Annotated in this window: 12 protein-coding genes; 8 read left to right on the forward strand and 4 right to left on the reverse strand. The window is 43.7% G+C overall.

What is annotated here, in order from left to right:
• From BLS44_RS26860 to BLS44_RS23415, 7 genes are all read left to right on the forward strand, one after another.
• The coding region (locus BLS44_RS26860) for a hypothetical protein (protein WP_218127809.1) at positions 1–220 on the forward strand (220 nt) is incomplete at its 5' end.
• A gap of 228 nt (positions 221–448) precedes the next feature.
• Positions 449–1030, forward strand: coding sequence for an FEKKY domain-containing protein (locus BLS44_RS23380; RefSeq protein WP_090393005.1), 582 nt, complete (start codon positions 449–451; stop codon positions 1028–1030).
• 27 nt (positions 1031–1057) lie between these two features.
• Positions 1058–1414 (forward strand): hypothetical protein, encoded by a 357-nt coding sequence (locus BLS44_RS23385; protein WP_090393007.1) that lies wholly within the window; start codon positions 1058–1060, stop codon positions 1412–1414.
• A 2-nt stretch (positions 1415–1416) separates the two neighbouring features.
• The gene (locus BLS44_RS23390) at positions 1417–1830 is read left to right on the forward strand and encodes a hypothetical protein (RefSeq protein ID WP_090393009.1); all 414 of its coding nucleotides are present in this window, start codon (positions 1417–1419) and stop codon (positions 1828–1830) included.
• 242 nt (positions 1831–2072) lie between these two features.
• A complete protein-coding gene (locus tag BLS44_RS23395; protein ID WP_090393011.1) occupies positions 2073–2534 on the forward strand; it encodes a hypothetical protein in 462 nt (153 codons plus the stop codon).
• An 886-nt stretch (positions 2535–3420) separates the two neighbouring features.
• The gene (locus BLS44_RS23410) at positions 3421–4299 is read left to right on the forward strand and encodes an alpha/beta fold hydrolase (RefSeq protein WP_090393017.1); all 879 of its coding nucleotides are present in this window, start codon (positions 3421–3423) and stop codon (positions 4297–4299) included.
• A 663-nt stretch (positions 4300–4962) separates the two neighbouring features.
• Positions 4963–6063, forward strand: coding sequence for a PDDEXK nuclease domain-containing protein (locus BLS44_RS23415; RefSeq protein ID WP_090393019.1), 1101 nt, complete (start codon positions 4963–4965; stop codon positions 6061–6063).
• Between the two features lie 490 nt (positions 6064–6553).
• Here BLS44_RS23415 and BLS44_RS23425 read toward each other — a convergent pair whose 3' ends face one another.
• From BLS44_RS23425 to BLS44_RS23440, 4 genes are all read right to left on the reverse strand, one after another.
• Entirely contained in the window at positions 6554–7354 is an 801-nt protein-coding gene (locus BLS44_RS23425) for a DUF3658 domain-containing protein (RefSeq protein WP_090393023.1), read from the reverse strand.
• On the reverse strand, positions 7351–7761 hold the full coding sequence (locus tag BLS44_RS23430; protein ID WP_143019905.1) for an SMI1/KNR4 family protein: 411 nt from the start codon (positions 7759–7761) through the stop codon (positions 7351–7353). Before BLS44_RS23430 ends, BLS44_RS23425 begins: the two co-directional genes overlap by 4 nt.
• Positions 7762–7974: 213 nt before the next feature.
• The gene (locus BLS44_RS23435) at positions 7975–9918 is read right to left on the reverse strand and encodes a DUF2075 domain-containing protein (protein ID WP_090393027.1); all 1944 of its coding nucleotides are present in this window, start codon (positions 9916–9918) and stop codon (positions 7975–7977) included.
• A 24-nt stretch (positions 9919–9942) separates the two neighbouring features.
• Entirely contained in the window at positions 9943–10272 is a 330-nt protein-coding gene (locus BLS44_RS23440; RefSeq protein WP_090393029.1) for a nucleotide pyrophosphohydrolase, read from the reverse strand.
• Positions 10273–10452: 180 nt separating this feature from the next.
• On the opposite strand from BLS44_RS23440, the gene BLS44_RS23445 reads away from it, so the two are divergent.
• Positions 10453–12048: an anti-phage dCTP deaminase gene (locus BLS44_RS23445; RefSeq protein ID WP_090393031.1), complete on the forward strand. Its 1596-nt coding sequence runs from the start codon at positions 10453–10455 to the stop codon at positions 12046–12048.
• Positions 12049–12343 lie beyond the last annotated feature (295 nt).

Raw genomic sequence — 12343 nt, forward strand, 5'->3', positions numbered from 1 at the left:
AAGCTCAGCACGTCAAGCTCAGCACGTCAAGCTCAGCACGTCAAGCTCAGCACGTCAAGCTCAGCACGTCAAGCTCAGCACGTCAAGCTCAGCACAAAAACGCACCATGATAAGAAGACCCTTCTGCCATCCTGAGCTTGTCGAAGGATGGTCTGTCGAAGGATGGCTTGTCGAAGGGCACCCCTTTTATTTCATAACAGGCGGCTTAAAATTTGTGTAATCGTTCTGTGATCCGTTCTTTTTTCATGGTTGCATATTTTTGTAAAGTTAAAAATAATTTTAATATGTTTGTTGATAACCATATGCTCTTTTATCCTCCTGCGTTATCGGATTCAATCCGGTTAGTAGTGGCAACTCACTTGTGTTAACCTCCTTTATCGGATCGCTGCTTTAAAAAATAATGCTATTTTTATAGAAAATAAGTACCACACCCCATTGGAAAAACAATATGCTAAAACACCTGCTGCTTATCATCATTACGACTGTATCCATCGGTGCGACCCAGGCACAAACAGCTTCGCCAAAGTACCGGCTACTTGTTTACGGATTACCCAATTTTTTGCGCCAGAATGCCGAAGATGTTATTGCCCATAAATGGGGTATTGAATTTTACCCCGTTGGGGATTGCACTACACCGCAGGAAATTGCTGATAGCGCGGAAAAACACAATACAGCGGTTAAAGCGCTGATCGCTAAAAAATATGGCCGGCAATGGAATAGGCGGTTTGATAAGGAAGTAAATGCAGAGTTTGCCCGGCAGCAGCAAATAATTGAATGGATAGAGTCATTGGATTATGTAAAGAAAAAGAAGGCTGAAATGGAAGCCAATGAAGAGATCTTTTTTAACCTGCTCACCCCCATCCCTCATACCTATAAATACGACGTACAAATAAGGGGATGGGAAAAGCACAATAATGATGACGTCTTTTACCGGGTTTACCGTTTTGAGGTAGATTACAAGAACCGGCGGGTTAAACTAGTCAGCGATAAAAAGGAAAAGCTGGATGATAAAAGGTATATTAAGGAGTAAAATAATAATCAAGGCTTTTATAAAAACATGCAAACAACAGCAACCACTTTATTATACCGTCCCGTTAACCAAACAGAGCTGGATTTGATTGCGCAATCCGGCTATAAACGGTTCCCGCCCCGCCTGCAGGATCAGCCCATTTTTTATCCCGTAATGAACGAGGGCTATGCCATCCAGATCACCAGGGAATGGAATGTGCCGGCCTATGGTGTGGGCTATGTAACCCGTTTTGCCGTAGACAGCGCATACCTGCAAAAGTTTACCGTACAGAATGTTGGCGATCAGCGGCATGATGAGCTTTGGATACCGGCAGAAGAGCTGGAGGAATTCAATGATCACATTATTGGTCGTATTGAAGTGACGCATACATTCAAAAACCAATAGCGATGGGCTATGAATTGCACATTACCCGGAGGGAAAACTGGGCAGATGAAGACCCGGCTGCAGCTATTTCCCTGCAGGAGTGGATGGAGCTGGTAAAGAATGATCCCGAAATGCGGCTGGATCACGAGGCAACGGCTGCCACAACAAGCGGCGATGCCATAACAGTAGATAGCGAGGGGCTTTCCGTATGGACGGCCTATTCCCGCGATGGCATTGAGGGCAACCATGCAAGGTTTTCATACCATGCGGGTACTATCGATGTAAAGAATCCAGGTGTCGAAATTATTGATAAAATGCTGGCCATGGCTGTGCAGTTACAAGCAAAGGTAGTGGGCGATGATGGCGAGCTATATACGCCCAATAATAAATCCGGCGCTACAATTTCTTCTAAAAAAAGTTGGTGGAAGCTTTGGTAAAAAGGGGTTATGATAAAAAAATACGCATATCTATTGTTGAATATATTGCTGCTGTTAAGCCTTCCTTGCAGAGCACAGCAACAACCCACATCTTTCAGGTATTATGTAAACAATCACGGAGGAATATTTGGGGCTGACTATCTTACGCTCAGCTCCGATCATTATTATTTTTTACCGCTTCAACGGAGCATGGATGCGTATTAGCAAAAGGCACCTGGCGCATCAAGGGAAATAAATTGTATATGAAGAGCCTGGACAGTCTGCAGGCCTATCCCATACCCCGGCTGGAATTCATAAAGGGTGATACTGCGGAGTTTGTAACCATTAAAACCTTTGATTATTTTCATAAGCCTTTTAGCGGCCTGGCCTTATGGCCTTTAAGGCGGGGCGATTCAACGCTGAGCGAATTTGACTGGCTTAGCCCCGACTCCCTGAAGCAGTTCCGCATTTCAAAAAAAGCGTTTGCCGGGTTTGGCTTTATATACCAGATGAGGGGGTATAATATCCCATTTACGGATACCAGCGGGTTTTATGAATTGGCTAATGATCTTAAACAAATAAATATCTTTATTAACTGGCCGGAGGCCGGCGCCCTGGATCGTGGCATCTGTATTATTTCCTTCAATGGCGAAGCTGTTTTCACCATTAAGGCGGATGGGCTTTATGGAGGAAAGAAGCGTATTTATACGCTTCAGAAGGAGTAAGGCAACGGCCGAGGCCAGCGCATATTATGAGAGCGATAAGCCGCACCTCCTGTAAGGTGTAGGTAACAGACACCCCCCTGGAAAAAATACGGCAGTCTGCGCGGAACAGTAACACTTTTTTTAATGGCAAACATTTCACCCTATACAGTCCGGAAAGCAGTTTTTTGAATATGAAAACCTTCCCCTTTTTGCCTGTCATTCTGGCAAAAATGGTTCAGAAATTATCCATGCCGGTTCAAAAAAGAGGGATATACGAGCACCGAACAAACGATATACAAACGATACAGAAACGATATACAAAGGATATACAAACGATACAGAAAGGATACAGAAACGATACAGAAAATTCAGTCTTTCCGGTTTGGGCCATAATAAGGCGATTTAAGGCTTTAATATATTGTTTGAGTACCTTTTATTTAAGAAGCGCAGAAATGGTGGCTATGAACCCTTAAAACCGGTCTGGAGGGCACTAAAAACGCGACAGACCTGCCGGTAATCAAAAGTATTAAAAATGCCCTCAAAGGCAACGTTGCTGCCATCCTGGCACCGCGTACAAAAAAGTAAAAAAATGGTTGTTCTTGTAAACCAAATCTGGTAGGAGCAAGAACAGGTCCGGAAACCGGTGCGCAAACATTAACTGCAATCATTTTTTGCCAGCCCATCCATCGTCACTAACCAATCCACCCCAAGGGAGCCATCGGCCCCTGCACGTAACACGCTCTGTCCCCCCAATAACCCAGGCTCTCCCAAAAAAATAGTACGCCCCAAAACACACCCGGTAAAATCCACCCCCAAACTTGTCGTTTTTACACGGCTTCCATCCCCCAAAACCACTCCATCTTTGTAGCGTTAAAAAACAAAGGCATACAACCCAAAAACAGGCGTTATGAACAATAGAACCAACATAAAAAATCTTTTCAACATCATACGTTTAATCATCATTATTATGCTTACAGCAGCCACCACCCACGCGCAACAACCCGGCTCCCCGGCCGATAGCGGCTATGCCCCCGTTAACGGCATTAAGGTTTATTACAAGGTATATGGCCAGGGCCAGCCCCTGGTATTGTTACACGGGGCTTTTATGACCATCGATGGCAACTGGGGCAAATTGATCCCCGAGCTGTCAAAAAACCACAAGGTGATAGCCCTGGAACTGCAGGGCCACGGGCACACCCCGTACTCCGATCGTAAATTATCCCATGCCACCCTGGCCGGTGATGTGGCCGGCGTAATGGATTACCTGCATATAGACAGTGCCGATGTAGCCGGCTATAGCTTTGGCGGCGCCATCGCCTACCAGTTTGCCATACAACACCCCAGGCGCTTAAAAAAGCTGGTCATCATTTCTGCCACCTATAAAAGCGAAGGCTGGCTGCCCCAGGTAAACGCCGCCTTTAAACAAATGAAGCCCGAGTTCTTTGATCAATCGCCTATGCACGCCGCCTACAATGCCGTGGCGCCGGATACCACCAAATGGATCCCCTTCCTGCAGCAGATGATCGCCTCTGCGCAGCAGCCCTTTAACCTGGGCGATGCCAACATTGCCAACATCACGGCCCCCGTGCTCATTATTGCCGGTGATAATGACGGGCTGGATAAGCTGGGGCTCATCAAAACCTACCAGCTGCTGGGCGGCAATGTAGTAGCCGGTTTTGGCCCCGCGCCCGCATCCCAGCTGGCCATTGTACCCGGGCAGGGCCACGTAAGCCTTATGGAGCAAACGGCTACGTTGTTAAACTATTTCAACGGGTTTTTAAAGTAGGAGGGGGCATCTGTATCATCGTCATCCTGACCGGGTCCGCAGGACGGCGTATTACCGTCATCCTGACCGAGCCTGAAGGGCGAGCGGAAGGATCTCTCCGAGGGACTTTTTATGAACCCGGCTGCAGTGCTTATGGCAGCCCGGTTGTGTCACTCACTTAAACACCTCAATATATATCCGCCATCGCTACCGCCGCCTGCGGCCGGGGTGATGGCGGTTTTTTAACTCCCGGTAACAAATAACCTGGTCATCCCGACCGAGCCCGCCCCAGGGGGCGAGCGGAGAGATCTCTCCGGCATCTTGTTTTTAGAATGCATTCTTGCCCTTCTTGCGCAGGCCTCCCGGCCTGTGCATGCCCGTAACTTAGGTGCTGCCTAAAGCGGCTTCTGTAATTACTGTATCTGCAAAATATATTAAGCTAATTAACAACGCCGCACAGGCCGGAGGCCAGTGCGGGTTTGGGAAAATTCGCACTTAATCCTTTTATACCGCCCATTATATATGGAAAGATTGAGGTTATTCAGTAGTTTTATTGAATGTTGTTTATAATTGCCCTCCAGGGATTTTGTAACTGTGTTTTCTATGGTCAAATTACGACATGAAAAGTGATACAGATATAAAACTGCTACGCTTCGTAGCAGTTTTATAAAAATATTCAGACAAATGAGCAAGGATATAGAAACAGTAGAATACCAATCTTTATTAGTCGACATAAAAACCGCTATACAAAAAGCTCGTTTGAATGCTGTACTTGCTATAAACACCCAAATGATATTATTGTATTGGCAAACAGGCAAAATGATAGCCGAACGCCAACAGCAGGAAGGTTGGTCGGCAAAGGTAATTCCACGCCTGGCAGTAGATTTAAAAAACGAGTTTACTGACCTTAAAGGATTTTCGGAACGTAACCTGGGCCGAATGCTTGCTTTTTATAGAGAATATCCTGGAACTATAATTTTGCCACAGCCTATGGCAAAATTGCAAAGCACTGACAGTGAGTCACATACAAATTTGCCGCAGGCTGTGGCAAATTTGCAACAAGTCGTTGCAAAAATACCCTGGGGACACAATATTTTACTGATAGAGAAAGTAAAAGACAAAAATGCCCGCCTGTGGTATGCACAGCAAACCATAGAAAAAAACTGGTCGAGAGATTTATTGCTCAATGCCATTAAGATGGACACTTATGGCCGTGCAAAAAACCAATTAAAAGCAAATAATTTTAGCGCTACCTTACCTGAACCAGGTGCAGCATATGCCAATGAAGTATTTAAAAGTTCCTACAACCTCGGGTTCCTGGGCATAACGGAACCTGTGAAAGAAATGGAGTTGGAAAACCGGCTGATCGCCAAGATCAGGGCTTTTATATTGGAATTAGGCAAAGGATTTTCATTTATCGGCAATCAATACCGCCTGGAATATAACGGCAAAGAATACTTTGTAGATATGCTTTTCTTCCACAGGGGTTTACAGTCGTTGGTGGCTATTGAATTAAAAATTGGCAGCTTCAAAGCAGAATATGCAGGAAAAATGAACCTCTATCTTTCTTTGTTAAATAAGTTAGAAAAAGGCGAAAACGAAAACCCGTCCGTTGGTATTATCCTCTGTGCCGATAAAGACCATTTGGATGTGGAAATTGCTTTGCAAGACATTAATAAACCCATTGGCGTAGCCGAATACCAATTGCTGTTACCGAAAGAGGAGCTGCAAACCTTAGTGCTGAACGAAATAAACACAACAGAAGAAGAAAATGAACAAGAATAAAAAAATGCCCGGAGCAAAGCTGAGGAGTTGATATCCGAATTGCGTTTTCCTGAGTTGGCGAAGGCGGGCAAGTGGTAATACCCGGTCATCCCGACCGAGCCCGCCGCGGCGGCAAGTAGAGGAACCTTTCTGGCATCTTGTTGCTTCTTGCACAGGCCTCCCGGCCTATGCATGCCGTAACTTGGGTGCTACCTAAAGAGGCTTCTGTAATTACTGTATCTGCAAAATAGGTGAAGCCAGGTTACAAAGCCGCACAGGCCGGAGGCCAGTGCGGCTTTGGAGCAAAAAATTACTTTTTCTTCTTCCCTGTCAGGATGTATATAACTACCACAAGCATAACAACCCCACAGCCGATTTTTATGTTTTTCTCATGAGCTGGGGAAATCAGGTAAGCGAAGTTGGAAATAAAGAAAATTACAACAGCAGTTATTACGGCAATCAAATAAGCGACGGACCATTTTTCATAAACACAAATATCATAAATAATCAATCATAAAGTGGTTGCGGGAGCTTGTACATGCTTTTTAGCAAGCCGCACGCGGAACGTTCTCATTGAGGTAAGCGGCCCGTCGGCTTCCAAATCGCCGCTCAGGACCAGGTGCTTTAACCGGGAACAGGCAAATAACTCCCCCAAAGGATTGCGCCCATCGCTGCGCCCCATGATTTCTCCCACCATACGCACTGCAGGTTTCCAACGCCTGCTGCAGTACCCCAGCACATCGCCGTCGTATACAGAAAGGTCTTTAAACCGCAATACTCCATTTTCATCGCATTCCCTTAATAACTCCGGCCGGGCGGCAATCTGCTCAAATTGTTTTGCAAACCGCTCACGTTTTGCCCTATTGAGCGGTACGGCCTGGTGAAGCATGGAAACCAGTTCCGGCATGGAGTGGGCGGATATACTGTGGTGCCCCCATAGAGGGGGCACCTGTATTAGCGCTATCTTTACGTCAATGCCCCTTAACCAATAACAGGCCATTCTAATAAATATATAATCGTTGGCATCGCTGCCCGCCCAAAGTACCAGCCTGCCTGCGGGGTTCTGGCGCAGCCGCTCCTGTAGTGCTAACCAGGGGGCAAATGCATCTGTTTCAACCATTCCCAGGTGCATATAATATTCCTCAAATCCCATGCTTTGCAGGAATGCCGCTCTTTTTTTCCCGTCATCCAGGGGGCCTATGCCGGGCGTATCCTCAATGACGATTACATCACCGGCCAGCTTGTTTTTTTGAATGCCCCAGCATAAACTACCGGCGGTACCGGGGTGAGATGTTAGGTGCAGGTCCGTCATGTGTTAAACAGGTATTCAGTAAATTCTGAAAAATTGCTTCCACAAAAATCCATTGAATTTGTTTCGAAATTCGACATCAACCCAAAAGAATAAATGGCCCCCGTTTGCTTTTGGAAGGCATAGCCGGTATCTGCCGCATCTTTTCCAAATAAAAAATAGCCCGGAATTTGTTCCATTAAAATACCATAAGCCTTGTTAATGTCCATTAGCGCTTCTGCAGGAAAAAGATAAAGCCAGCCATTTTCGCCAATCCCTCCTTCGCCCCCATTAAATGCTTTCATAAAATCTATATAGTCCTGAGGCAATGAAAACCTATTTTGATGCTGAAGGTGTTCAAATGTATGTTGCGACGCCCCTTCTTTATTCGGTTTAAAATCCATCAAATAATCTCTAAGCTTGTTGTTCATTGTTGGCTGTTTTGTACCGTCTTCATAATGTCATTTCTAAAGAAAGGTACAAATTTTTCGTCTTGAGCAGGCCTCCCCGCCTAGCATAGCCGTAACTTGGGTGCTGCCTAAAGCGGCTTCTGTAACTACTGTACCTGTAAAATATAATAAGACAAATAACAAAGCCGCACAGGCCGAGAGGCCTGCGCGCGTTAAGAAAACTTAGCCCGGTTTTTACTTCCTCTTCGTCTTATACTCCGCCGGGTCCTCTGCGGCCATCGGCAAGCCCGGCTCAGTAGTTTGCTCCCAGTTCATAGAATGTATGCGCAGGCGATACTTCAGGTAATTTTTCAGCGCCTTATCCGTGCAATACACATAGCAGCCCTTCATGCCGCGGGTCATCAGTACCCGGTAGGTATTCTTAATAATGGCCCGCAGCAACTCCTGGGTAGCTTCCGGGTCTTCCTTCATCAGTTTTTTATATCCGAAAATTGATTTATCGTCCCTGGAACGTTTGGCGGGGTCTACCAATACCTTTCCATCTCGGTAAATTAAATCATCGCCAATAATAACGCCCACATAGTCTACTTCCAAACCCTGGCAGGTATGTATACAACCCACTTCGTTTACGGAATTGGGGTCAATGATCCACTTAGAGCCGTAACTGCTCAGGTTCCATTGCAGTTGAAAATCATCATCCGGAAAAACAATGTCATTGGCTAGCGGCACTTTTTTGCTCTTCCAGTCCCAACAGTAACCTGCTACCAGCCTTGCCTTGTTGTTTATTTTGTTCTTTTCAAAAATAAGGTTTCGCAGTTGGCCGGGGGTATCCACTACTTCAAACTCAAAGTCAAAACCAACCGTATCCAACGCGTAGTTGGCCGTATCCCGCTTTTGCAGCACATCATCCAGCCAGGCCAGGTACCCGTCGGACCCATTGCAGCGAAACTGTGAGTCCAGCTTTGTTTTATACACCCGCGCTCCCGCTTCCACCGCAAACTGTTCTATGCGTTCCGCCGTTCCGTAATCATCAATATGTACCCGTTGGTCACCATCTATAAAAAATACACAGAAAGCAGCCGTGTTAATAATTTCCCGTATCTGGTTATCGCCCTGTTTTAAAAAACCGGTTTTTTCTGTAAGCCGGTGTGCTTCGTCTACAATAAGCGCCGCCATGGCATTTTTAGGAGCCCGCATAAAGGAACCCGAGCCTACAAACAGGTTCTTCAGCTCCGCCATACGCCGCACATCCTGTAACTTGTCAAAATATACTTCCCGCGGCGCGCTGGTTTTGGTTACGTACTGCGTCATCAGTCCCCGCTTGTTCAGCTCCACCAATAGGTTTATGGCCACTACAGATTTGCCGGTGCCCGGCCCGCCCTCAACAATCAGCACATTTTTGTTGTTGGGGTTGGATTGTTTAGCCAGGCGTAGCGCCTGCTCGTACACCACCTTCTGATCATCGATCATGATAAACTCCTTATTACCCTTCATGATTGATTTTAGACTGTCTGCAAGGGTTTTGGAGGGGCGTATTTTGCCGTTATCAATACGGGCGATGATGTTGGTGGTATCCCCGTACTTCATAAAGCGCTTTATAAAAGCGCGTAGCTTTAATGCATCCGGTTGTAAAAACACGGGAGCTTTTTCTATATAGTAGCTGTAAAAGGTATTGGATATGACATCATCCGGCGCATAGTTGTGCAGGTAGGCACAGGGGTGCAGGTTTATATGCTCTTCCTCCACCGTGGCGTTGAAAGATTGCAGTAGCGCTGCGTAGGACCATGCCTGGTAGGAGGGGTGACTGGTGGCGCTTATGCCACCTTTGTAGCGGGTTTCTATAACCCCGTCCTGGTCGGTAAGCCAGGCCTCCGACCATTGTTTTAGTTCTATAATAATTACGTTTTCCTGCTTCCCGTCTGTACCGGATATGATAAAATCCACCCGTTTGCAGGTTTGGGGTATATGGTATTCTACAGATATACCGCAGTTTTCCGGTATTTCCCTGTCGTGCAGCACCTTGTCCATATATGCCAAGGAGTGTTTAAAAGATTTAAGCTCACTATCACCTATTTCCTTCCCCGTTTTTTGGCGTATAGCCCCGGCAATAATAACATCTATACTATTGGTAAGCACATCATTACTAAAATCTTCCTTGGTACGCTGGTATACAATCATGCAGTTGGCGTTTTTATAAAAGCGCTATAGTTCATTATACTTTTTGGCCGTGCCTTTGGCCTTATCCACCGGGTATTTTTTATCGTTAGCGGCTATTTTTTCCAGCAATATTTCCTTTATATCAAAGCCGTATTTGTTGGCCAGCAAAAAGGCAAAGGCCAGCACATCCGCCAGCTCCTCCTTAACCTTATCCCGGTTGGCCTCCTCCGGCGCCTTCCAAAGGAACAGCTCCAGCAGCTCCCCGGCCTCTACATTAATGGCCAGGGCCAGGTCCTTTGGGTTGTGAAACTGATCCCAGTCCCGCGCATCTCGGAAATGCGTCAACGCTTTTAGTATCATATCTATACTATCCATAACTGTCCAAAGTTGAAAAATTCCTTTAAAGTACAAAGTTTGGGTGTAATAGTATCTGTTTTTTTTAATATATTTATCATCCGATCCACTGATTAGAAAATATCAAAACGTTCTGCATCAAGTAAATTACTTTTAACACTGTTATTGTAAAGAATTTCTATAAAAACCCCTCATAGTCTTATGTCGATCCCGAATCCTATTCCAATTAGTAAGTTGAGTACGGAACAGAAAAAAGAAAGCTCAACGAAGGAAAAAGTAAGAAACACTTTGACTGATGAACTAATAATTGGGATATGCGCTCCAATTGGATCTTTGAGAGAACCAGTAATTAAAGAATTATCCGATCAACTTATAACTGAATATGGCTATGAAGTGCAAATTTTGAAATTGAGTAGTTATATCGAAAAGTATGTTACAGAAACTGTAACTACACGCGCGGGAGAAACTAAGGAGTATACGTTTTTAACAAATAAAATAGATGGGGGTAATTTTTTAAGGAAAGAACATGGGCATTCAATTTTATCCGAGATGGCTATAAATGATATTCATATTACCAGGCATCAGGATAGTGATGGGAAAGTTGAGTTTAGAAAAAGTGAAGAGTTAAAAAGTAGAAAGAAATGTTTTATAATCGACTCTCTTAAGAATAAAGCCGAATTGGAGCTATTAAGAGATATATACAAGGAAATATTCTATCATGTGAGTATTTTTTCTCCGGTAAATGAGAGAAAACAAAACCTAATTAATAAGGGACTTTCTATTGATGAAAGCAATAATATTATTTTTACAGATAATTTTGAGAATAACCAACATGGGCAAAATGTGAAAGATACATTTATTGAAGCCGATTTTTTCATTAGAGTATCTGCTGACAATCTTTGTAAGTTAAAGGAAAAAATAAATAGATATTTAGGTATCATTTTTGAAAGTGACGTTATCACGCCATTGCCTCACGAAATTGCGATGTATGAGGCAAAATCTGCAGCTGGTAATTCTGCCTGTCTTTCGAGACAAGTAGGGGCAGCTATTACCAATCGAAAGGGTGAAATTATTTCAAGAGGATGGAATGATGTTCCTAAGTTTGGTGGGAATCTTTATACAGAAGGGGATAATAATGATCATCGCTGCAAACATAACGGATATTGTAGTAATGACACAACAAAAGATATAATTGCAAAAGAAATAGTAGAAGCTATATTTTCTGATGAAATATTCAAAAAGAAATTTTTTTCTGAAGGCCGGATTGACCCCCTAAATGAGGATTACATAAGAATGAACAAGATTATTAGGAAAAATAGTCGTGTTAAAGATTTAATAGAATTTTCCAGAGCTGTTCACGCCGAAATGCATGCAATTATTATTGGAAGCCAGTTGGGAGGTAGTAAAATGATAGGAGGGAAGTTATTTTGTACAACATATCCATGTCATAATTGTGTGCGTCATATTATTTTATCGGGAATAGAAGAAATATATTATATAGAACCTTATTCAAAAAGTTTGGGTATTCCTCTGCACAATGATGCCATAACTGAGGATGAATCAGACAGTTCGAAGGTGCGATTGTTAGTATATGATGGTGTAGCTCCTAGAAGATTTATGGAATTTTTTATAATGAAAGATTCTAGGAAGGACTCGAGCGGCAGATTAAATCTAGGATTTAAAAATTTGCAATATCCAAAGTCTCGTATATCTTTGCAAGCACTACCATCATTAGAACAGCAAGCGACACACTCTTTGTATGAAAAAGGTCTTCTGAAGAAAAATGAAGAAAAATAGAAAAGATATAAGAAAGAGTTTAACAAACAATAAAAATCAATTGAATATTGATTTTTGTAAGCCTGTAGATAATTTAAAATTTAATACAATTTCTTCGGCAAAGGTTATTAATATCAATTCAATTGTAGAAAAGCAAAAAGCGAACTTAATAAATGTTATTCTTACTTCTACCAGATCTTTTTAAGTTTAACTACTGCTGCTCCACTCCCTAAGATAATATCCTTTTTTTAAACGTATATTTGGAAATTCCTTATCATGACTTCAACGAAGCGCAAGTACTTATGTGCGTCGATAA

The organism is Niabella drilacis, from assembly GCF_900101395.1.
GTDB lineage: Bacteria > Bacteroidota > Bacteroidia > Chitinophagales > Chitinophagaceae > Niabella > Niabella drilacis.

Coding starts and splice junctions, on each gene's coding strand:
- BLS44_RS23380 (WP_090393005.1), top strand. CDS start 449: ATGCTAAAACACCTGCTGCTTATCATCATTACGACTGTATCCATCGGT.
- BLS44_RS23385 (WP_090393007.1), top strand. CDS start 1,058: ATGCAAACAACAGCAACCACTTTATTATACCGTCCCGTTAACCAAACA.
- BLS44_RS23390 (WP_090393009.1), top strand. CDS start 1,417: ATGGGCTATGAATTGCACATTACCCGGAGGGAAAACTGGGCAGATGAA.
- BLS44_RS23395 (WP_090393011.1), top strand. CDS start 2,073: ATGAAGAGCCTGGACAGTCTGCAGGCCTATCCCATACCCCGGCTGGAA.
- BLS44_RS23410 (WP_090393017.1), top strand. CDS start 3,421: ATGAACAATAGAACCAACATAAAAAATCTTTTCAACATCATACGTTTA.
- BLS44_RS23415 (WP_090393019.1), top strand. CDS start 4,963: ATGAGCAAGGATATAGAAACAGTAGAATACCAATCTTTATTAGTCGAC.
- BLS44_RS23425 (WP_090393023.1), bottom strand. CDS start 7,354: ATGACGGACCTGCACCTAACATCTCACCCCGGTACCGCCGGTAGTTTA.
- BLS44_RS23430 (WP_143019905.1), bottom strand. CDS start 7,761: ATGAACAACAAGCTTAGAGATTATTTGATGGATTTTAAACCGAATAAA.
- BLS44_RS23435 (WP_090393027.1), bottom strand. CDS start 9,918: ATGATTGTATACCAGCGTACCAAGGAAGATTTTAGTAATGATGTGCTT.
- BLS44_RS23440 (WP_090393029.1), bottom strand. CDS start 10,272: ATGGATAGTATAGATATGATACTAAAAGCGTTGACGCATTTCCGAGAT.
- BLS44_RS23445 (WP_090393031.1), top strand. CDS start 10,453: ATGTCGATCCCGAATCCTATTCCAATTAGTAAGTTGAGTACGGAACAG.